The sequence below is a fragment of the Lentilactobacillus parabuchneri DSM 5707 = NBRC 107865 genome (assembly GCF_001435315.1).
GTDB lineage: Bacteria > Bacillota > Bacilli > Lactobacillales > Lactobacillaceae > Lentilactobacillus > Lentilactobacillus parabuchneri.
In genome coordinates, this window is record NZ_AZGK01000002.1 from 122042 (window position 1) to 144832 (window position 22791).

Genomic DNA, 22791 nt, shown 5'->3' on the forward strand with positions numbered 1-22791 from the left:
CCGCTTTCATTTCACAAGGGGGATATTATTATGACAATTAAAAACGTAACGGTTGCAGGTAGTGGTGTTTTAGGAAGCCAGATTGCCTTTCAAACCGCGTTTAAAGGGTTCAGTGTCACTGTTTATGATATTAATGAGGATGCCATCAACAAGGCAAAGGAGCGAATTAAGGGCCTTCGCCACATGTATAAGCACGATATTGCCGCAACCGACGAAGAATTTGAAGCCGGCCTATCACGAATCACTTATACTTGGGATCTTGAAGATGCTGTTAAAAACGCTGATTTAGTGATCGAAGCGATTCCGGAACGACTCGACATCAAGAAACCATTCTATGACAAGATTGGTAAGTTAGCACCAAAAGAAGCTATCTTTACCAGTAACTCATCTACGTTAGTCCCAAGTGCATTAATGGAAGATACCGGCCGTCCGGCACAATTCTTAAACATGCATCTTGCCAACCAGGTTTGGCTGAACAATACTGCTGAAATTATGGGGTCACCAAAGACCGATCCAGCCATCTACAAAGAAATTGTTCAATTTGCCCGTGACATTGGCATGATTCCAATTGAGTTGAAGAAGGAGCAACCTGGCTATATTCTCAACTCACTATTAATTCCACTCCTCAGTGCTGGTGAAGGATTATGGGTAAAGGGCGTGGCTGATCCTGAAATGATTGATAAGACCTGGATGGCAGCAACTGGCGCTCCAATGGGGCCATTTGCGATCTTGGACGTTGTTGGAATCAGAACTGCCTATAATATCACGGAAGCACAAGCCAAGGCCGGCGACTCAAACGCTCAAGTGCTTGCCGATAAATTAAAGGAATTGTTGGATCAAGGTAAGCTCGGAATGGAATCTGGCGAAGGATTCTACCACTATCCAAATCCGGCTTATAAGGATGAGAACTTTTTGAAGATTTAAACTAATGTTCATTAGATATATGAAAACCATCAAGATTTGAGTCTTGATGGTTTTTAGTATGCAATCATATTTGTTATACTTCAAGTTTCATAGCTTTTGAAGCATCAAAATTCGCTGAGACAACCCCTTAACGTTTCTTAAACAACGTCCTAAACAAGAAGAAGTTCACAACACCAATCAACGCCATCATCGCAAATGCCAACTGGCTTCCAGCGGCAACATTTTGAACATGGGAAAAGCTGGGGATATGAACTGACGTCATCATCGCTGCAATGATGGTCGTTCCAAGCGATCCAGCCAGCATATTTCCAGTTCCATAAATCGCGTTGGCGTCATTTTGCTCGTCACGGGACAGATGTTTCAAGCCGTATGCCATACTATTTCCAAATGCCATCGACCGACCGGTTGCGTAAACGGTATACAAAATTGTAATCAAGACAACGGACATCTGCTGGCCCATAATCGTCATGATCAACACTGGTAACAAGAACAGGGTATTCCCTAAATAAAGTGGCAACTTGCCACCAAAGCGATCCAGCATCCAGCCATAAATTGGTTGTCCCAACCCATTCAAGACACTACCAGGCAGCAGAATGACCCCACCGATGAAGGCCGTTGCACCATTTACCATCTGCACGTAGCTCGGTAACATGAAATTCATTCCAATGTTTGAATATTGCAGCAAAATATAAGGCAAGAAACTAAATAAAAACACCGGGCGTTTGAAGACCGATAACTTGAACAACGCTTTGTGACTGTATTTTGATAGCCAGCCAAATGTGCAAAATAGCACTGCACTGACGACCATATACAAGGCAAATTTAATCAGCACCCCTGGCTGACCCATGATGTTAAAGCCCATTAATAAGCTAATCATTCCAAGCGCAAGCACGCCAAAACGCAGCCAGTCAAAATCATAGTGCTGTGTCGGTGTGTACTGCTTAATAATGAAAATGCCCAAGATTAATAGGACAATGGTAACCGGAACGGTAATCCAAAAAATCATCCGCCAACTGGCAAAAGAAACCACCGAACCGCCAAAAGTAGGTCCAAGTGCCGGCGCAACCAAAACGATCAGGTTGGCCATTCCCATATAGGTTCCCAGCTTATGCGGGGGAACAACATCTAAGATAATGTTATTCATCAAGGGACCCGTTAGTCCAACACAACCGGCCTGAATCAAACGGCCCACTAAGAGCACCGGATAAGTTGGTGCCAAACCGCACATTACGTCACCGGTGATAAATAACAGTGCAGCTGAGATAAACAACTGCTTATTCGTAAATCGACGTTTTAAAAATGCCGATGTGATTGTAAGTAAGGCCACCGTGAGTAAGTATCCGGTTGTAACCCACTGGACGGTTGGCAACGAGATATTAAATTGCTTCATTAAGGTTGGAAGCGTAACGTTCATGGACGTTTCAGTCAAAACGCCCATAAATGTCATTAATGCCACAACCGTGATAACCAAAAACGGGTGTTGTTTGGCGTTATCCGTTTGACTATTAGCTGAAAAATCCACGCTGGTGCCCCCTGAATATTAGTTAGTCGAATTTACCTGCAACTAACATACTACCATTTACAGTGGGGCCCACACAATTAAATTTTTGGAGTATCAATGACCTCAAATAGCTCACAAATACAAGGGCTTTCTAGTGAAAATGTTTTCCCATGAATTTTTGCCTGCTTGCGGAAAAGTTGCTTATGCAGTTGCCGCCAGTATTTGAGTGAGCGATTCCCTTCGCCCTCGAGAAATGCGTGTTCTGAAGACACCCATTTAAACGGCACGATTTCAACGACTTTCAATTGAATGATGCAGGCCGGATCGCCATTTTGTTTGAGCACCATGCGGTAATCGCCCGCGGTGGGTACCACCTGATCTGCGTCGTAGAAGTTAAACCAAGAACTATAAGCAGTCTTTTGTCCTTTAACCACCATTTCAGCTAACATATCACTAGAGTTGGGACGATCAGAAAACGCCCAAGTATCGAAATTGGCATGATTGATGTTGTTTCGACGCATAAAATCTTCCCAGTATTCAGTTGCATCCATTTTTAAAACATCCATTTAGATTCCTCCATTCATTTTTAAATGATGGTAAGAGTTTAACTTGAAGACCTTAAGTGAAGCTTATATGGCATCGCGGGTTCATACTTGCACACAAAAAGACCGGGGCAAAATCATTTGTTTTGCTCCGGTCTCTTCGAATTTCATTTCATCATAATCTCAAATTTCTTCTATAATACATTCTATTTGGCGTGCTATGTGTCAGGATTTACCTGCAGGTCGACTGAGTGTCGCCAATATGTGGGTGGTACTTCTGAGTTGGTCCATTTTATTGATATAAATGCTGGTATCAACCCCCTTATCGGATGCGTTAAATTAACGGACACCGGAAGTTTCCGTTTGCGCAATGGTTTCCTTAATCGCGCTTCCCAATCGTTCGATGCCGGTCTGAATTTGATCTTCGGACATGTTGGAGTAGTTTAATCTAAAGGTGCCAGGCGTAACCTTGTCCGGGTAAAACGGCTCGCCGGGAACAAAGGCAACGTTGTGCTTGATGCAGGTATTAAATAACTCGATGGTATCGACATCGCCAGGTACTTCCACCCAAATGAATAAGCCGCCTTCTGGATGACTGTAGTTGACGCCAGCTGGGAAATACTTCTCAATGGCTGCCATCATAACGTTTTCACGCTTTCGATAAACCTTCTTGATTTTGTTCACATGTTCGTCAATGTCATATTCTTCCATGAATTTGGCGACAATGTGTTGGGTTAAGTTATCAGAATGAACATCGGCAGATTGCTTCATCACGCTATATTTTGGCATTAAGTCCTTATTCATCACAATCCAACCTAATCTCAAGCCGGGTGCTAAAATTTTCGAGAAGGTGCTGAGGTAGATAACCCGCTCCTGCTTATCATAAAATTTAACAGGTTCAATATCATCGCCGGCAAAGCGGATGGCACCGTACGGGTCATCTTCCATAATCATGATGTCGTACTTATTGGCAATTTCAATCATCTTCTCACGACGCTCCGCTGACATGGTGCGTCCAGTCGGGTTCTGGAAATTCGGAATCGTGTAAATGAACTTCGTGTTGGGATTATCGGAAACAGCTTTTTCCAACTGGTCCATCTTCATGCCGTCTTCATCCATTTCAACGCCAACAATGTGGGCACCATAGCTTCTAAATACATCTAAGGCGCACAGGTAGGTCGGCTTTTCGACAATCACCGTATCACCAGGATTAACAAACATTTTAGCGGTGATGTCGATCGACTGTTGTGAACCAGTGGTAATCATGATGTTATCAACGGTTGCTTGAATTCCCTGCTTATTCATTCGGTTTGCGATTTGTTCGCGTAAAGCTGGATAGCCGATCGCTGACGCATACTGTAATGCGGAACGACCACTTTCATCGAAAACTTCATTGGTCACTTTTTTTAAAGCGTCAATCGGAAATAACTCTGGTGCTGGTAAGCCGCCAGCAAAGGAAATAATGTCTGGACTGCCAGCCACTTTTAAAATATCCCCGACTGGATCACTGTCATTTGTTGGAACACGTTTCGAAAACTGGAAACTCATACGCGGACACCTGCTTTCTTTGAATCGTTCTGTTGATCTGCAACGTTGGTTTGTGGTTGGTGATACTTACGCATCATTTCGGCCATGTGGACTTCTTGGACCACGAATTCGTGGGTGCGGCAAACATAATCATGCTCACGGCCAATTTTGGCAATGTAGCCGTTAATATAATCAACTTCGGTTGGTCGACCTTTCGAAAAGTCCTGATACATTGATGGATAATGATATTTGTAATCCTGGCTGACGGTAATGACGGAATCAACCTGTTCTTGTCGAGTTGCGATTAAGTAAATCCCAGCCCGTTCACAAGCATCGTAGGCTTCATCGAATAATTGCCGAGACATTTTGCGAACACCCGGATACTCAATGAATTGGCCCATTTGCATTTCAAACATTGTGCATAATGTGTTGGTTACGGCGTTGAACACCACCTTCGACATACACATGCCCATCCATTCATCGGCGAATACTGGTCCTAACTTGGCCTTGGTAAAATCATCAAAGATCGCTTGGGTCTTTTCGTCCGGCTTTTCGTTGTTATAACGCGCCATATGCATGACTTCATCACCCTCAGCCCCCATAAAATCAACATCAGCGGGACCATCCATTCGAGTGGCGATCATTGCAGTTCCACAAATAATATTTGCCTTTGGGAAGTAATTGGCAATCTTCTCAAAGTGTCCCATCCCATTCATTGCGGAGAAGACATACTGGTCATCATGGAAAATTCCGGCTTTATTGTCGCGCTCTAATTCTTCAGCTAACTGCATCTGCTTTTTAAAGACAATCCAAACATCTGGATGTCCTTTATATTCTTCTGGATAGTAGATGTTGACGGGAACGATTCTGCGGTTTGCGTGATCACGGGCAACTGAAACGCCGCCTTGTTCGCGGATCTTTTCAACATTCGGCTCCCAAGTATCGATAAAATCAACATCGACTCCGGCATTTTCCTGTAACATTACGCCATACCTTACTCCCATTGCTCCTGCGCCAATAATACCGTACTTCATAACGACCACTCCTTTTTATTTTTATTCATCCGACTAAAAAAACGCCCCTTGGTTATAAAAACCAAAGGACGTTAAGTTAACGTGGTACCACCTTAATTTGAGTCATCTTCACAAACAACTCCTCGAAGCGTACGGGAAAATATTCCGATACGCCGGCACGTTAATGGGTACTACCATCTCACCTCGAAAAGTGAACTTATCGGGTTCAATCTTTTAATTCGTAGTTTTAATGCCCTCACACCATCCAGGCACTCTCTTTGTAAAGCTAAGAATCGACTCCATTGGACCAAATCAATTAGTCGTATTTAGATGTTGCATGAACTATAGCTCATGTTTGACGGATGTGTCAACAACTTTTTTTGAATTTAATTAGACCAATCTCATCAAAATGCCATTTTATCAAGGGGTTTGGCATTTTAAAATAATTTTATTTTCAATCCATCGTTGATTTCGGGTATACTCGAGATAACAAATGATTTGAAAGAGGTAAACTCAATGCGTGCAATAATTGGAATTGCTGGATTAATCTCAATGGCAATGTGTATTGGAGCAGTCATTTTCTTAATTATGGGAAATCGAACAGTCGCGGTCCCACTCGTTTCGGTCGGTCTCGTTATTTTGATTGTGAGTTATGGTGCTGCAACCTACATTTCGCATAATGACAAGGGAAGATAAATTGCGGTTTTTTACATAATCTGACATGTAAAGAAGGGTGCATATGCTACTAATTAGGACCATTCGCCAAAGTGACTACTCAGATGTCAGCGATTTAATCAGACTGGCATTTTCCAAAACACAAAACGGCTATCGAAATGAGGCAGCGATCGTCGATAAGGTCCGGGAAGATCCCACTTACAACAAACGTTTAGAAGTTGTCGCCGAAAATAATAACAGGATCATTGGCCACGGATTGCTTAGCGAAATCCAAGTTATCAACGCCAATTCCTCATCAACCGGGCTTTGCTTAGCACCGTTATCTGTGTCCCCGGAATTCCAAAAAAACGGGGTCGGCACTGCCATCATCAACGAACTTGATAACCGAGCGATTCGTTTAGGCTATAAGTTTATCGTCGTAACCGGCTGGCCTGAGTACTATCCACGCTTCGGCTACCAAAAAGCAAGTCGCTTTGGAATCAAATCACCATTTCCTGTACCGGATGAGGTCTTCATGGTGAAGCCACTGGTAAAAGACGGCCTTAGCGGTGTTTCGGGAACCGTCAAGTATCTGGAAGCATTTAACTAACGCTTATCGAGTAGCAAAGTAATATCAAAACTAAAGGGGCTGGAAGCTAAGCATAACTTGCTTACGTTTCCAGCCCTTTTTGAATACGGCCGGTCATATCTGCTTAGTTGAGCGCATCCCGTACTTCTCGAATGTCATTGGGAGTTGTTCGACAGCAGCCACCAATGATCGTTGCCCCGGCATTGAGCCATTTCGGTGCCAAATCTGAGAATGATTGCGAACTTGGATCGGGTTTCCACTTTTTGGTTTCCGGATTATAAATGTCGCCGTTATTCGGGTAAACAACAATCGGCTTTTCAGTGACTGACCGGATGGTTTTGACCGCTTCTTCGATATTTTCCATTCGGGTACAGTTCACCCCAATCGCCGTAATCTGTGGATAATCATTGAAGTAAGCGACGGCTTCCTCTAATGGGGTTCCATCACATAAATGCTTTGCATCTTTAACACTAAAGGACAGCCAGCCCGTTCGATTCGCAAACTTGGTTTCCAACAGGTTTGCGATTGCTTTTGCTTCTTCAAAGTTCGGTTGGGTTTCAAATGCAAACAGATCAATTCCGGCGGCGTCTAATAATCGCATTCGCGGTTCGTGGAATTCGAGATATTCACCCTCTGAAAGATCATAATCTCCCGTATACTCGCTTCCATCAGCTAGATACGCCCCAAATGGGCCAACACTTCCGGCAATTAACGGATATTTCGCCCGCTTTTGCCGTTCCTGAGTCGACAAGTTCGAATAGAATTCTGTCCTGACTTCTTGCGCAAGTTTCACGGCATTGGTCACCATTTTGCTGGCCTGATGAGGTGTGAAGCCGATTTGCTGGAATGAATCGAGGTTCGCTTGATACGTATTGGTAATCGCCACATCGGCACCAGCTTCAAAATACGAGCGGTGAACATCTTTGACTGCCTGTGGGTGATTAATCAGTGCGGCCGCCGACCATAATTGGCTGTCCGTATTCACCCCACGCTTTTCAAGCTCAGTTGCCATTGCGCCATCCAGCACCAAAGCTTTTTGATTTTCTAAATCTTTTTTGAGTAAATCAGGCATATCGAAAACCTCCAACTGATCAATTTTTTCTTGAATATTATCTTCATTTGATGCACTCTATTAACTATGAGACTTTACTCATTTTATTCTTATCAAATTAAAAGTGCAATATTGGAGGGAAATTGATGAACAATAAACCACACATTAATCTTGAGCGAAAGATGGAATCACGTCATCTGCTAATGATTTCCCTAGGCGGTGTTATTGGGACTGGTCTGTTTCTCAGTTCCGGATATACGATTCATCAAGCAGGGCCAATCGGGACGATTTTAGCATATGCCATTGGGGCCGTTGTCGTTTACCTGGTGATGCTTTGTCTCGGGGAACTCTCTGTGGCAATGCCCCAAACTGGGTCTTTTCATGTTTATGCCGATAAATACATTGGGCCGGGCACCGGATTTACCGTGGCAATTCTTTACTGGCTGACGTGGACAGTTGCTTTAGGGTCCGAGTTCACCGCTGCCGGTCTGATTATGCGGACATGGTTTCCAACCACTCCCACGTGGATTTGGAGCGCCTTGTTCATGATTGTTATTTTTACTTCCAATGCCCTGTCGGTTAGATTCTTCGCAGAAACCGAATTCTGGTTTTCAAGCATCAAAGTGATTGCCATTATTTTGTTCATTGTTCTGGGTAGCTTGGCCATTATCGGCGTCATCCCCATTAAGGGCGTCCAGCATGCGCCCCTTCTAACCAATCTAACTAAAGATGGACTGTTCCCAAATGGCTTTAAAGCCGTTTTTACGACGATGTTAACCGTTAACTTTGCCTTTTCAGGAACCGAACTGATTGGTGTAACTGCGGGTGAAACCAAGGATCCTTCCAAGAATATTCCGAAGGCCATCCACACGACATTGTTTCGGCTGATTATTTTCTTCATCGGCAGTATTACGGTTATGGCTGCCTTAATCCCCTGGCAAAAGGCCGGTGTTAACCAAAGTCCGTTTGTCTTGGTATTTAACAGTATCGGCCTCCCCTTCGCCGGCGATATTATGAATTTCGTGGTTCTGACCGCAATTTTATCGGCCGCAAATTCAGGGCTTTATGCCTCAACCAGAATGCTTTGGTCACTCGCTCATGAAGGCATGATTCCGTTGAAATATGCCAAAACCAATTCGCGTGGCGTCCCCATGCTGGCACTGGTTTTCAGCATGGCCGGCGGTATCTTGGCGTTGATTTCCAGTGTTGTCGCCGCTTCGACCGTTTATCTGGTTCTTGTCTCGATCTCCGGTCTGGCCGTGGTGATCGTTTGGATGGCGATTGCCCTTTCTGAAATTAATTTTAGAAAAACATGGCTGGCAACCGGTCATTCCGTCGATGAATTAAAGTTCAAGACACCTTGGTATCCAGTGTTGCCGTGGACCGCGTTTATTTTATGCTTATTATCATGCGTTTTAATCGTCTTTGATCCAACCCAACGACCAGCGTTATTTTACATGATTCCCTTCGTTGGGCTTTGCTACATCGTTTATTACGGTAAGGCTAAGCTTTCGGGACGAAAAAAAGGAACCATCAGCAAGGATGATTCCAGTGAAAACTAGTTAGTCTTTTGTGATCGTCTCGTTATCCGAGAGGGTCATTTTTTTATCTTCAATTGCTTGATTCGCAAGCTTAACCAGGAACTGACCGTATTTGATGACCACGAAGATAACCATGAACGTCGCTACGGTGATTTCCAAGTTCGCAATCACTCCAATGACTGAGTTCAAGCCGTTTGCCAAATGGAAGCTGTTGTTAAACAGGTTCAACGCAGTGGCTGAAATCACCAGTGGGAAAGTGAACGCACCAAAGCTTGGGTAAAACGATAAGCGAACATATTTGAAAATCTTGGTCAACGTGCCCCAATACAGAGTTTGTGCCAGAAGCACCATGACCAATGAAAAGGCCCATGACGGCGCTGTATTCATTGTTAAGTAACCTGTTAGGCAAAGTGATGCGGGTGCTGCCATGATTGTCAGCAGTGGCAGGGTTGCTTCAAACATAAACTCGCGTCGGAGCAATCGGATGCAAACGATTGGCAGAAGAATCGCGTAAAGTCCAAGGGAAAGCCATAAGATTGGCGTTCCGAGTGCTGGAATGAAGTTGTTGGCGGTGACCGGAATCACACCAATGCCGACAAAAGTTACAAACCAACTTGGGTACACATGATCCAATTCAACAGTTGGACGTAATAAATGGCGATAAATAAAGTAGCCCATAATGACGAATTGCAAAATCACTGCAAATGTCCAAACTGCTGTTGGTAATACCGGAATGCCCCATGATTTCAAGAATGTACTGATAATCATCAAAGACATCGTGAAGGTTGGTGCGACTGACGCAATAATCGGATCATTTAAATCATTCATGCTCAGCTTAAAATGAATGCCAATCTTTGCAATCACCAGTAAAATCAACACAAGTGACAAGATGCCCCAAGCATTCCCAATGACGGGCAAGCCAATTGCTTTAAACAAATTCCCCAGTGAGGCAATTCCAAGTATCAATCCACAAATTGGTAAAGGTAACTTCTTCAAAAATAACTTCATACGGTCCTCTCCTCTCTTAGATGAGCTTAATTATATCGTGTATGGTACAATAAATAAAATTGATAGTATTTATATTTATTATAGACGAAATCTATAAGGAGCCAAAACGATGTTCAAATTCCTCGAAACCTTCATGGTGGTCTACAAAACCCGCAGTTTCTCACTGGCTGCCCAACAACTATTTATCACCCAACCAACCGTGTCAAATCAAGTCAAACAACTCGAACTTCAGTTGCACACGGAATTGTTCGAACGTAAAAGCCGGCGGGAAATTGTCCCAACCGAAGCGGCCAATTTGCTATACAAACGTGCAGGAAAAATTCTCAAAAACTGGCAGGACGTGAACGATCAAATCACACGATTGGGAAATGAAGACAACGAGAAGGTCAAGTTTGGTATCTCGCAAACCGTTTCGAGGATCCTATTTGCTAAAATTGCCAATCAGTTGGTCGCGTCGTTACCCCACGTTGACTTCGATGTTACGGTGTCGAACTCTGAAGGTGTCTTAAACCAATTGGAAACCTATAAGATTGATATTGGCATTATCGAAAAACCACTTGTGACAGAAAACATCTCCCGGATTTCCATTGGTAAGGATCAACTTGTGAAGGCCGGTGTTGACAACGGGAACTGGATTACCCGTGAACCAGGATCCGGAATTGGCTACTATACCGAGCAGTATTTCCGCGAAGCAGATGTCCAGCCCACCAAGCTGATTCACGTTAATAATAGTGGCTTGATAAGGCGAATGGTGGCGCAAGGAGTCGGCCAGGCACTCCTATCAGACAAGGACTTACCGGAAAACGTGCCGGTTGAATCATTGGGGGAACATTTTGTCCGCGATTTTTATTTGCTGGCCAGAGAAGATAGTGAGCGGGATAAAACCCTGGCACACATTAGAAAGATTGTTGAATCGTTTAATTAGGCGTAAAAATGAACCACAAACTATGGATTTCAAAGTTTGTGGTTCATCTTTTTTGATATTAACTTTTAAATCACCATCTTAAGCCTGGTCGCACTTACAGCGGCGCTCCGGTAAATCTTTTCGATGGTCTTTTCGTAGTCACTGTTGGCCACTCCAAAGACGACTTTGATGTCGCTTCCTTCTTGGACCACCAAATGAATTTTGATTTGACTGTTATCCAATAAATCAAGAATCTTACCGGCAATTGCAGGTCGCTTACCCAGTTGGGACGAAACGGCCGCAACCATAGCGATATTTTTCTCCAGCTTGACGGCATCCAAATCGCATCCGGACTTCAAAGCCGTCACGATAGCCATCAACTTACCATCAACGTCAGCCCGTTTGGCAAGGAATTGAACTGAATCAGTTCCGGCTGGAACATAGTCGAATTTAACACCAAATTTTTGAATAACTGAGAACACTTTGGCCATAACGTCAAGGCGTTTATTCAGTTGATACTTTTGAATTGAAATAACCACGTAGTCTTTCTTACCGGCAATTCCGGTTACCAACTGGTTGGCATTACTATCCGCCGAATCAACTACCAGAGTTCCATCTTCTTCAGGATGATTCGTATTCAAGATGGCAATTGGAATCTGCTTTTCTTTAGCAGGCTGAATTGCCTCTTCCTGAAAGACGCTGATGCCCATATAAGAAAGCTCCTGAAGCTCTTCATAAGTCAGCTCGTTGATCTTACGGGAGTTATTGATAATCCGTGGGTCGGCCATTTTAATGCCGGATACGTCAGTCCAGTTCTCGTATAAATCAGCATCGACAAAGTTGGCTAATAATGCGCCGGAAATGTCACTCCCACCTCGAGGCATCAAGTGTGTCAATCCATTTTCGTCAACCCCGTAGAATCCGGGAACGACGATATGCTCATCATAGCTCATGAAATCACGCAGGCGGTTGATTGATTCGCCGTAGTTTACCTCATTTTGGTCAAATACCAAGAAGCGGGCAGCATCAATGAACTGGTAGCCTAAAAAGTCGGCCATTAATTTAGCGGTCAGAAATTCACCCCGAGACACTAAGTAATCATGACTGCAGTTGGGAATCTGCTTGGCAATCTTCTGCAGGTCGGATTCAATTGCGACCTTCAAACCAAGTGCATCTCGAATGCCCACAAAGCGACTTTGGATATGGTTAAATACTGGCATGTAGTCGTCACCTGCATCCCGCAACTTCTCTACTTGAATTAACAAGTCGGTGACCTTAACGGCCTCACTATCACTCTTACCGGCTGCGCTCACCACAATTACCTTGCGATCTGCGTTTGCTTCAACAATTGCGCGAACTTTTTTAAATTGGCCCGCGTCAGCAACTGAACTTCCACCAAATTTTGCTACTATCATTTTACTGCTCCTCCTTTCTTACTGGGTAAACTCGCCATAAAGGCTGTCTCATCTCGTTTAAGAACCTGTCTCATTAAGCTGTGCATCTCACCTACCGGAATGTCGTGAATCAACAGGTAGTCGCCACGAAGCTCCGGCTGGTACTCGCCAAACAGTTGAGAACAATCAATTTCCGACCTCACAATGTAATCGTGCATCGTCAAGTTGGGATCGAACTTAAAGCTGCTCTTGAACTCGCGCTTCAAATGCTCCTTATCTTGGAAAATGTCCAAGATATCTTGAATGACGGCGTTGGCAGTTGGCAACTGGCCGGCTCCCTGGCCCATAAACTTCAAGGTCCCAATGGTTTCACCAATCAGTGAAATCAAATTGTAGTTATCTCGAGTATGGGCTTCTAAAGCATCGCCATAATACAACGTGGGTTCAACCATATAGTCAAACCGATCACCGCGTTGGTGACTCTTTCCCATTAACTTAATGGTCAGCCCCAACTTATCAAAGTGGGTCATGTCATCTTCGGTGATGTTTCGAATCCCAAAGACCGGCAGTTCCGCCGTCGGCTTGATAAACAAGTCATAGGCGATATCAACGCTGATACATAACTTATTGGCAACGTCCAAACCATCAATATCGGCACTGGGGTCAGCTTCGGCATAACCAAGTTGCTGGGCTTCCATTAAAACCTCATTGAACGACTTGCCGGTGCGGTGCATCTGGGCAAGAATGAAATTACTGGTTCCATTGAAGATTCCTTGAATCTTAGTGACATCGTCAACCCGTAGTGCCCGTTCCAATCCTTGGATCCAGGGAATCCCACCGCCGACGCTTGATTCAAAGTAGAACTTGGCGTTATTCTCAGCGGCGACCTTCGTGAACTCATCCATATACTGTGCAATCACGGCTTTGTTAGCGGTAATAACGTGCTTGTGATGCTTCAGTGCGTCCACTATGTATTGATGGGCCGGTTCGATGCCGCCGATAACTTCGACGACAACGTCAACATCCTGATCGTTTAAAATTTCATCAATGCTATCCGTCATTTCCGGTAAATCCGGTTTTTTATTCTTTCTGATCAAAATATGCTTTACATGGAGGTTTTGGGCTTGGCGCTTGGCATTTTGGATAATTTTGTATACGCCTGATCCGACTGTCCCAAATCCTAATATTGCAATATTCACAGCTCCAACCTCCAATTTTTACGGTGTTCACAAATAATAAACACTTGTGTTTTACATGAAAACAGATTATCATATAAATCATAGAAATGCAAGGAGTAAAGTTGATGAATAAATATTATACGAGTACCAGAAACGATTCAATCCAGATTTCAGCTAAGGATGCCATCAAAAAAGGCTTCGCTGATGACAAGGGTCTCTTCGTTTATCCCGACTTGGAAAAGCTCCAAGTAAACTTCGAAAAATTAATTCAATTAAATTATCAAGATATCGCGCGCGCTGTCTTATCTATCTTATTGCCGGACTTTTCGGCGGACGAGATTGACGAGAGTATCGACGCCGCCTATCAATCAAGCTTCGATACGCCAAAGATTACACCGGTCGTCGACGTTGACAATTTCCATGTCCTGGAGCTCTTCCACGGACCAACCAGCGCCTTTAAAGATGTTGGCCTACAACTATTACCGCAGTTAATGAAACATGTTTTAACCGACAATAATAAGGTAATGATTCTAACAGCCACAAGTGGTGACACCGGAAAAGCCGCTCTGGAAGGCTTCAAGGACCTCCACAACATGGGGATTATCGTCTTTTACCCAGATGGCGGCGTCAGCCAAATTCAAAAGTTACAGATGATTACCACTGGTGGTTCAAACACAAAGGTGGCCGCAATCGAAGGAAACTTTGACGATGCGCAGACCAACGTTAAGCAGATCTTTAATGATAATGAGTTGAAACAATCCTTGGGAGACGGTGTCACCCTTTCAAGCGCCAACTCAATCAATATTGGCCGATTGATCCCCCAAGTCGTTTACTACTTTGATTCTTACAAACAACTGGTAAACAATGGCTCAATTCAAGTTGGCGACAAGGTTAACTTTACCGTTCCAACTGGAAACTTCGGCGATGTTCTGGCCGGCTACTATGCTAAAATGCTTGGCTTGCCCGTCAACAAATTTGTTGTTGCTTGTAACGAAAACAACGTTTTGGCCAACTTCTTCAACCATGGCGTCTATGATCGTAACCGGCCGTTCTTCCAGACGGTCGCCCCAAGTATGGATATCCAAATTTCCAGCAACTTTGAACGTCTTCTTTACTATAAGAGTGGCGAAGATACTGACTACGTGAAACAACTAATGGACGATTTGGAAGACAGTGGAAAGTACGAAGTTTCAAAGGAAGTCCTGGCAAACATCCAAAAGGATTTCTATTGTGGCTTTAGCACTGATAAGGACATCGAAAGCTCGATTGCCGATGTTTATGAACAAAACGGCTACCTGATGGATCCACATACCGCCGCCGGTTACAAGGTGATGCGTGATTACCAGGAAATGGATCCGGATACACCGATGATTCTCCTAAGTACTGCCAGCCCCTATAAGTTCGTTAACGCAGTGGCAAACGCCGTTTTACCCGAAACATCAGATGACGTTCAACAAGTCATGAAGGATCTGCATGCGGCAACCAACGCGCCGATTCCCGACAATTTAAGCAAAGTCTGGGACCTGCCAGTCCGTCATGAAAGCGTCATTCAAAAAGACCAGATGACCGAATATGTTAAGCAAAAAGTCGAGGAGGTATTCTATGATAAGGATCAAAGTTCCAGCAACTAGTGCCAATGTCGGTGTCGGATTTGACTGCCTCGGCTTGGCGGTATCGTATTATTCAACCATTTCATTTGAAACAAGTGATGCGCGGTTGATCATTACCGGATCGCCGAAAGAATTTCAAAACGCTGATAATTTAGTCTATCAAGCCTTCGTTAAAGGCTGTAATTTTTTGGACAAACCGGTGCCAAACGTTAAAATTAATATCGAAGGCGACGTTCCGGTTGCCCGTGGACTTGGAAGCTCATCCGTTTGTGTTGTTGCCGGATTAAAAGCCGCCAGTGTGTGGTACGGCGACGCCATCTCAACTGATCAATTGTTAGTCTTGGCAACCGAAATGGAAGGCCATCCCGATAACGTGACGCCGGCTATTCTCGGTGGCTTATGCGTCTCGTTTCTTGACGACCAGAACCTGCCTCAAGTGGTTCAGTATCATGTCAGCGACCAGTTACATTTTGTCGCCATGATCCCTGATTATGAGGTCAGCACTCACGCCGCTCGCAAGGTGCTGCCGACCACTTTAAGCTATGCCGACGCCATTCACCAGGTCAGTCACTGTGCGGCAATGACCAAAGCTTTGGAACTTGGTGATCGTCATATGATCCACGAAGCCTGTGATGATCGGATGCACGAACCATACCGGGCAAAATTAATTCCAGACTACAGTCAGGCTAAAAACATTTCAGAGCAATTTGGCGGCACGATGTACATTAGTGGCAGCGGTTCAACCATGATGGCAATCACCGCTAACGAAAACGACGCTGATAAAATCGTCGAAAATGCCCAAGCAGCCTTTCCAAAATGGACGGTTCGCAAGATGGCAGTCGATTCGACAGGCGTAACAAGTGAGGTAAGTGAACGTGGAAAAGTATTACATCGTTGATAGCTCCATTCTCCCTGAATCTTTTGACAAGGTCATTCAAGCTCGACAATTGCTGGAAAGCGGTAAAGTCAAGCAGGTCAGTGAGGCTGTCAAAGTTGTTGGTATCAGCCGGGGAACCTTCTATAAATATAAAGACCTGGTCTTCTTGCCCGAAGAAAACATGATGGACCGAAAAGCCGTTATTTCCTTAATGTTGGAAAACCAACGCGGCATCCTTTCGAAAGTCTTAACAACCATCTCAGAATCAAGTGCCAGCGTATTAACGATTAACCAAAACATCCCGATTCACAACATCGCAAGCATCGTCATCTCACTGGATTTAAGTCATTTTCAGGGAACTATCGATAACTTGTTAAATCATATCAGGAAAGTCGATGGCGCTAGTAATGTCCAACTGGTGTCAATTGAATAACAACGTACACGACAACCTCATCATGTGAGATTCTCAAAAAGGTCTTCGATCCATAAATATGGAATTGAAGACCTTTTTTGCGTTTAGCATTGTTTACGCCGAATCTAAAGACCCTTTTACTGCCGTTCGCGTTCTGGTTATGTTAGCCTTAAGTTAGATGTTTAATATGAATTGTTGAGTATGAGCCTCAACATATAGTTAATGGGGGTAACTAATGTGTAATTTCAAGAGATGGCTTTATGTAGGCTTTTGTTCACTTTTATGTATCATAATGAGCTGGTTAATGCTAGGCACACTGGCCCAAGCATCAACGACTGGCTTAGGTACCTTTTCAGCTGTTGAACAGACACCTCTCCAAACAGGATTTCAGACGGTCACACTCACCCCAGCAAACGATTCAAATACGCTGAAAACAAATGGTGGTGTTTTTCCAGACGAATCGACTCTGGCCATCAAATTTATGGATGGTGATCAACTGGTTGGCACAAAGACTTACACTCATGGCACCAACGCAAATGTTAACCTGATTATTAACAGCTGGATTCCCGATAACTACCAATTTAACTATGCCAACATTACTCCTGAACCTAATCAATTCGTTTACCTGAACGGAAATGAAGTTCATGTTTGGACGAACGTTTTCGATCAGACTGTCATTATCAATGTCTTACCAATTGCGCCACAAAAAACGACGATTTCGGTTCATTATGTTGATGAATCCGGAAGTCCAATTTCCGGGATTACTTCCAAAAGTTTTACCCAAGAAGTGAACAGCAGCTACGATGTTTCAGGTGCTGATTTTAAGCCTGTCATTCCAGGCTACACGTTGGACACCTCTAAGTTGCCGACAAATGCAACTGGAATCGTTGGCACAACTCCTATCTCAGTCACCTATGTCTACCGGAAAAATCCGGTGATTGCCCAGCCGGTGACCGTTAAATACGTTGACGAAAATCATCAGCCAATTGCCGATGATCAGATCATCACCGGCTATGTTGGCGATAGCTATAATGCCGCAGAGACACCGTACAAAGTCGATACGCTCACAAGCCACAATAATATCTATCAGTTAGTCACGACGCAGTTGCCAACGAACGCAACGGGACTACTGGGCAATGAGGCAATCACGGTCACCTACGTTTACCGAAAAGTGGCGACTACCGCAGACAACGCCACCGTAATCGTAAATTACGTTGATCGCGACAGCCATTTAATGATTAAAAACAGTCAATCGATTAGTGGAAAAGTTGGTGACCCATACCAGGCCACTGGGAACTATCAGCCCAGCACTATTGTCTACAAGGGCGATACGTATACGTTAGATACTAACCAGTTACCCGTTAATGTCACGGGAACTTTTAGCGATAGCACTCAATTTGTGACTTATTACTATTTCAAGAAACAAACGCCGACCCCACCGAACCCCAATCCGGAACCAACACCGAATCCACAACCGACACCCAGTCCAGCGCCCGATTCAGGGGGCGGAACAATCACCAATCCCAATGAAATTGTTTCACGTGGAACAGTCGTTTACGCAATCAATCGGATCTATCTCTACCAAAACCCAACTTTTAAAATTAACCAACGAACCGTTAGATACGTCAAAAAACCACGCATTTATCGACCAATGTTTGTCGTAACCGGCTACGGCAAATCAACAAGTGGCCGCCTTCGATACAAAGTCCGCGATGTTAATCACCTGAGTAAAACACGCTATAAGACCGGCTATATCACGACGCAAGCAACACATGTGGCACCGGTCTATTATCAGAAGTTGCATACGGCCATTTCCGTTATCAACCCAAATGGTGTCAATTCATATGTGTACAAGAATCTAACCGGCAAGGTTAAAAATTATAAACAGGGAACCGTCTTAAAAATCGACGGAATAGTTCAACATCGTCTGACTACCCGGTTTGTCCTCCGTAATGGGAAATTCATAACGGCAAATCGTAAATTAGTTCAATTAAGACACGCAAATTATCCCGTCAAAGTTAAAACAATCTCTGCCATCAATCGATACAGTAACGCCAATTTCACCAAAAAGAATGGCCGCTTTAAAGCAGGGACCATCTTAAAGGTTTATCATGTCGACTACTCATGGGGAAATAATTTCAATAAACGATGCACATTGAGGTATCGAATCGCTGGTGGCTACATCACTGCAAATACCCGATACATCAGACCAATTAAATAGCACAAGCCGAGCCCTTGATCGTCTATTATCAAGGGTTTTATAATCTCATTTAATAAACTTCCAACTGTAAGCCCTTTCCAACTTGAAACTTGTTTCATGGCACGCATATAATACAATATTGTATGCAATCATGAATTTTAAATTATTCTGGAGGATATCATGGCAAACAGCGAGGAACCAAGTGCACCAAAAAAATTCCATTTATCACAAAACCACCACATGACAATTCCCTGGAAATCATTCACACTTGACGAATCAGTCCCCGCAAAACAAGCCGGCTTGAGGGAACGGGCTTCAATTGTTGGTCGAGTCGGAATCGTGATGTTGTCGTGTGGCACAGGGGCGTGGCGGGTGCGAGATGCCATGAACACCATTGCCAGGGTCTTGGGGCTAACCTGCTCGGCAGATATCGGGTTGAGTTCGCTTCAATTTACCTGCTTTATCAATGATCACAGTTACTCCCAAGTACTGGCCCTGCCCAACACCGGCGTTAACACCGATAAATTGAACACGCTGGAAAATTTCGTCGATCATTTTGAACGAGACTTCGGCACCGCAACCGTTAAGCAAATCCACGCCAAAATTAGCGAAATTGAGCAGCGGCCGGTTCAATACACCCCCATTATTTCAGGCTTGGCGGCTGCTTTGGCCTGCAGCGGCTTTATTTTTTTGCTGGGTGGCGGCATTCCGGAAATGATCTGCTCCTTCATTGGTGCTGGAATCGGGCAGTATTTCCGGGGCCAAATGGGAAAGCAGCATATCACCACCATCGCCAGTATTTCTATTGCGGTTGCCATTGCCTGTTTAGCTTACATGTTCTCGTTTAAGCTTTTTGAGGCCAACTTCCAAGTTCTGGCTCAACATGAAGCGGGTTACATTGGCGCAATGCTGTTTGTCATCCCCGGATTTCCATTTATCACCAGTTTCTTGGATATTTCAAAACTAGATATGCGTTCCGGGCTGGAACGATTGGCGTACGCGATCATGATTACCGCTGTCGCAGCTTTAGTTGGTTGGCTGGTGGCGCTGCTATTTGATTTTCGACCAGAAAATTTCCTACCACTCGGTTTATCGCCGGTGTTACTCATGTTATTGCGGCTTCCCGCCAGTTTTTGCGGGGTTTACGGCTTCTCAATTATGTTTAACAGTTCCCAGAAAATGGCGATGACTGCCGGCCTGATTGGGGCGGTTGCCAACACGTTGCGATTAGAACTGGTTGATTTAACCTCCCTGCCACCTGCAGCAGCCGCCTTTATTGCCGCGCTGGTAGCCGGATTAATCGCTTCTTTAGTCAACCGATATAACGGCTACCCAAGAATCTCGTTGACGGTCCCATCAATTGTCATCATGGTACCGGGACTTTATATCTACCGGGCAGTTTATAACATCGGCATCAACCAAATAAGTGTCGGTGCCCTGTGGTTAACCAAAGCCGCCTTAATCATCATCTTCCTACCAATGGGCTTGTTCGTGGCAAGAGCCTTGATGGACAAGGAGTGGCGACACTTCGATTAAGGACGGTGAGCCGTGTCATGCACAATGGCAAAGCAACCACGAATTACTAAAAATACAACTTAAAAGCAAACGAAAACCGGATCTCACGCGAAAGCATGGCGACCCGGTTTTATTATTATTTATCACAATCATTCACTTATCCAGCTACAATCACCACACGGCCATCGTGTTTTTCCTCTAACAACTGGTGGCCCTTCACAAATCCTTCGCGGTCAAATGGCAGCTTATAGCCAATGTTAATATCTAATTTCCCGTCACGCATCAAATCAATGACTGCCTGAAGTGCTTCGCGGTCGGTCATCGCATCCGTCGGGTAAACATGGACAAAGTTTAACGGCTTGTCGGTAGTTGGCGAATTGTGGGCAACACTGACAATCGTACCGTTTGGCTTCACCATCTTAACGTCATCATCGGTGCCGGCACCATTCATCGCACTGTTTAATACAACGTCGCCAGTGTCAGCCAATTCGACTGCCGGATCAGTTTGATCATAAGCCACAAATTTGGTCGCCCCAATTGATTTGACATAATCTTCATTATGGCTGGATGCAATCCCAATCACCGTGGCACCCAGATCCGTCGCAATCTGAACGGCTAGTGACCCAACACCGCCGGAAGCGCCTTTAACAATAACGGTTTGGCCAGACTGGATATTACCAAAGTACTTAACGGCTTTATAGGCCGTCAGCCCCGGGGTAATCAATCCAGCTGCTCTGGTAGGCGTAATCCCGTCAGGAACGCCGACTGTCGCGTCCAGATCTCCCAAAACGAATTCCGCATAGCCGTGTTCCGTGTGGGTCATGACCAACTCACCAACGACAAATTGATCGACCCGATCGCCGACCTCAACGACTTCACCCACAACATCACGGCCTGGAATATTTGGTGTGGATAAGGTGCCAAATCCGCCGCTACGCTCAGCCCGCTCACGGTTATTCAAACCAATCGCAATTGTTTTGATCAGCACTTGATTAGAAGCTGGCTCCGGCTTTGGAACGTCGTATTCTTGAAATACGTCGGGTGTACCATGTTTTTCATATCCATATGCTTTCATAATCTCTTCCTCCTCATTTATCTTACTAGCGCAATTGTAAGCGCATTCACAGATGTGGGCAAGAATCTTGAATCGAAAAGCTTGCCTCTAACAATGTAAAAGTTAGGTATTAATCTTGTAAATAATGGGTAAAACAGTCCTTTTGACAGCAATTTTATGGCATGCTAATCCTATAAATTTAAATGATGGGGAGTTTATTGGATGTTAGATATTATTAAAGCAATTATTTTAGGCATCGTTGAAGGGATTACCGAGTTTCTGCCAATCAGTTCCACTGGGCATTTAATCCTGGTCAACGAATTTATCAAAATGAGCCAAAGTACCCAATTCACTGACATGTTTAACGTGGTCATTCAACTAGGCGCCATCATGGCGGTTGTCGTATTGTATTTCCATAAGCTTAATCCGTTGTCGCCAAAGAAAACCCACGTTGAGCAACACGAAACTTGGGTTTTGTGGTTCAAGGTTATCGTTGCCGTCCTGCCATCCGTCGTCATTGGCCTTTTGCTCAATGATTGGATGGACGCGCATTTAATGAACTGGCAAGTCGTTTCTGCCATGCTTCTGATTTACGGTATTTTGTTTATCGTGATTGAAAATCGCAACGCCCATCGGACCCCACAATTAACTGATTTGGGACGCCTATCTTACAAAACCGCGTTTATTATCGGCATGTTCCAACTGCTTTCACTGGTTCCGGGAACATCTCGGTCCGGTGCGACCATCCTCGGTGGGATCCTAATTGGAACCTCACGATACGTCGCAACCGAGTTTTCCTTTTTTCTGGCGATTCCAACGATGTTTGGCGCCTCATTGTTGAAAGTGTACAAATACTTTCATCACGGCGGCGTTTTCACCGGCATGCAGACCACCATTCTGCTCACTGGAATGATCGTCTCGTTCTTAGTTGCCTACGTTGCCATCCGCTTTTTGCTTAATTATATCCAACACAATAATTTCAAGGTGTTTGGCTGGTACCGAATTATTTTGAGCGTTATCGTCATCACCTATTTTGGCTTTCTCGCCAGGTAAATTTAATCGCATCAAAATGGGAGTGTGCCAAAAGGCGGGTTTGCTTCCGCCAAAGAGGCTTGGCATTTCATGGCCGGCGTAGCATAACCTAGAATGACTTTTTGAGCTGAAAGCTCGGAAAGTTATTCGTAGTTATGCCTAGGAAGCAGCCTTTTGGCACACGTTCCAGCTATATAAAATTGAAAAAGCAAGGGGCTGTTGGCAAAACGTTAGTTTTGTCACAGCCCCATTTTTTGCTATTTTC

Annotated in this window: 20 protein-coding genes; 11 read left to right on the forward strand and 9 right to left on the reverse strand. The window is 44.4% G+C overall.

The annotated features are described in order from the left end of the window. Positions 1 to 30 precede the first annotated feature (30 nt). Positions 31 to 924 carry a 3-hydroxyacyl-CoA dehydrogenase gene (locus FC51_RS03105; protein WP_057909811.1) on the forward strand — a complete coding sequence of 298 codons (894 nt, stop codon included), beginning with the start codon at positions 31 to 33 and terminating at the stop codon, positions 922 to 924. Positions 925 to 1051: 127 nt separating this feature from the next. Here FC51_RS03105 and FC51_RS03110 read toward each other — a convergent pair whose 3' ends face one another. The 4 genes from FC51_RS03110 to FC51_RS03125 form a co-directional block, all read right to left on the reverse strand. Next, positions 1052 to 2371: an MFS transporter gene (locus FC51_RS03110; RefSeq protein WP_162261241.1), complete on the reverse strand. Its 1320-nt coding sequence runs from the start codon at positions 2369 to 2371 to the stop codon at positions 1052 to 1054. A gap of 152 nt (positions 2372 to 2523) precedes the next feature. Further along, positions 2524 to 2991, reverse strand: coding sequence for an ASCH domain-containing protein (locus tag FC51_RS03115; RefSeq protein ID WP_057909809.1), 468 nt, complete (start codon positions 2989 to 2991; stop codon positions 2524 to 2526). Between the two features lie 315 nt (positions 2992 to 3306). Then, positions 3307 to 4515 (reverse strand): aminotransferase-like domain-containing protein, encoded by a 1209-nt coding sequence (locus FC51_RS03120; RefSeq protein ID WP_057909808.1) that lies wholly within the window; start codon positions 4513 to 4515, stop codon positions 3307 to 3309. Continuing rightward, positions 4512 to 5528 (reverse strand): ketopantoate reductase family protein, encoded by a 1017-nt coding sequence (locus FC51_RS03125; RefSeq protein ID WP_057909807.1) that lies wholly within the window; start codon positions 5526 to 5528, stop codon positions 4512 to 4514. Before FC51_RS03125 ends, FC51_RS03120 begins: the two co-directional genes overlap by 4 nt. 495 nt (positions 5529 to 6023) lie before the next feature. On the opposite strand from FC51_RS03125, the gene FC51_RS03130 reads away from it, so the two are divergent. Continuing rightward, positions 6024 to 6203, forward strand: coding sequence for a hypothetical protein (locus FC51_RS03130; RefSeq protein WP_057909806.1), 180 nt, complete (start codon positions 6024 to 6026; stop codon positions 6201 to 6203). A 43-nt stretch (positions 6204 to 6246) separates the two neighbouring features. After that, positions 6247 to 6771, forward strand: a complete 525-nt coding sequence (locus FC51_RS03135; protein WP_057909805.1) for a GNAT family N-acetyltransferase — start codon at positions 6247 to 6249, stop codon at positions 6769 to 6771. Positions 6772 to 6874: 103 nt separating this feature from the next. On the opposite strand, the gene mmuM is transcribed toward FC51_RS03135, so the two are convergent. Continuing rightward, the gene (gene mmuM / locus FC51_RS03140; protein WP_057911144.1) at positions 6875 to 7822 is read right to left on the reverse strand and encodes a homocysteine S-methyltransferase; all 948 of its coding nucleotides are present in this window, start codon (positions 7820 to 7822) and stop codon (positions 6875 to 6877) included. Between the two features lie 125 nt (positions 7823 to 7947). Here mmuM and FC51_RS03145 point away from each other — a divergent pair, with 125 nt between their 5' ends. Beyond that, on the forward strand, positions 7948 to 9363 hold the full coding sequence (locus tag FC51_RS03145) for an amino acid permease (RefSeq protein ID WP_057909803.1): 1416 nt from the start codon (positions 7948 to 7950) through the stop codon (positions 9361 to 9363). Here FC51_RS03145 and FC51_RS03150 read toward each other — a convergent pair whose 3' ends face one another. After that, the gene (locus tag FC51_RS03150; RefSeq protein ID WP_057909802.1) at positions 9364 to 10350 is read right to left on the reverse strand and encodes a TDT family transporter; all 987 of its coding nucleotides are present in this window, start codon (positions 10348 to 10350) and stop codon (positions 9364 to 9366) included. Positions 10351 to 10459: 109 nt separating this feature from the next. On the opposite strand from FC51_RS03150, the gene FC51_RS03155 reads away from it, so the two are divergent. Continuing rightward, a complete protein-coding gene (locus FC51_RS03155) occupies positions 10460 to 11275 on the forward strand; it encodes a LysR family transcriptional regulator (RefSeq protein ID WP_057909801.1) in 816 nt (271 codons plus the stop codon). 65 nt (positions 11276 to 11340) lie between these two features. Here the strand turns inward: FC51_RS03155 and FC51_RS03160 are convergent, their stop codons facing one another. Both FC51_RS03160 and FC51_RS03165 read right to left on the reverse strand, forming a co-directional pair. After that, entirely contained in the window at positions 11341 to 12669 is a 1329-nt protein-coding gene (locus FC51_RS03160; protein ID WP_057909800.1) for an aspartate kinase, read from the reverse strand. Continuing rightward, positions 12666 to 13847, reverse strand: coding sequence for a homoserine dehydrogenase (locus FC51_RS03165; protein WP_057909799.1), 1182 nt, complete (start codon positions 13845 to 13847; stop codon positions 12666 to 12668). Before FC51_RS03165 ends, FC51_RS03160 begins: the two co-directional genes overlap by 4 nt. A 104-nt stretch (positions 13848 to 13951) precedes the next feature. Between FC51_RS03165 and thrC the strand changes: the two genes are divergently transcribed. The 5 genes from thrC (at position 13952) to FC51_RS03190 (ending at position 20461) form a co-directional block, all read left to right on the forward strand. Continuing rightward, positions 13952 to 15457 (forward strand): threonine synthase, encoded by a 1506-nt coding sequence (gene thrC / locus FC51_RS03170; protein WP_057909798.1) that lies wholly within the window; start codon positions 13952 to 13954, stop codon positions 15455 to 15457. After that, entirely contained in the window at positions 15429 to 16334 is a 906-nt protein-coding gene (gene thrB / locus FC51_RS03175) for a homoserine kinase (protein WP_057909797.1), read from the forward strand. The genes thrC and thrB overlap by 29 nt, the downstream gene beginning before the upstream one ends. Continuing rightward, the gene (locus FC51_RS03180) at positions 16312 to 16746 is read left to right on the forward strand and encodes an ACT domain-containing protein (RefSeq protein WP_057909796.1); all 435 of its coding nucleotides are present in this window, start codon (positions 16312 to 16314) and stop codon (positions 16744 to 16746) included. The genes thrB and FC51_RS03180 overlap by 23 nt, the downstream gene beginning before the upstream one ends. A gap of 283 nt (positions 16747 to 17029) precedes the next feature. After that, positions 17030 to 18946 carry a MucBP domain-containing protein gene (locus FC51_RS03185; RefSeq protein WP_057909795.1) on the forward strand — a complete coding sequence of 639 codons (1917 nt, stop codon included), beginning with the start codon at positions 17030 to 17032 and terminating at the stop codon, positions 18944 to 18946. Between the two features lie 159 nt (positions 18947 to 19105). After that, complete coding sequence (locus FC51_RS03190) at positions 19106 to 20461, forward strand: threonine/serine exporter family protein (protein ID WP_057909794.1); 1356 nt, start codon at positions 19106 to 19108, stop codon at positions 20459 to 20461. 136 nt (positions 20462 to 20597) lie between these two features. Here FC51_RS03190 and FC51_RS03195 read toward each other — a convergent pair whose 3' ends face one another. Then, complete coding sequence (locus FC51_RS03195) at positions 20598 to 21515, reverse strand: NADP-dependent oxidoreductase (protein ID WP_057909793.1); 918 nt, start codon at positions 21513 to 21515, stop codon at positions 20598 to 20600. A gap of 201 nt (positions 21516 to 21716) precedes the next feature. On the opposite strand from FC51_RS03195, the gene FC51_RS03200 reads away from it, so the two are divergent. After that, positions 21717 to 22547: an undecaprenyl-diphosphate phosphatase gene (locus FC51_RS03200; protein WP_057909792.1), complete on the forward strand. Its 831-nt coding sequence runs from the start codon at positions 21717 to 21719 to the stop codon at positions 22545 to 22547. The last annotated feature ends 244 nt before the right edge of the window (positions 22548 to 22791 follow it).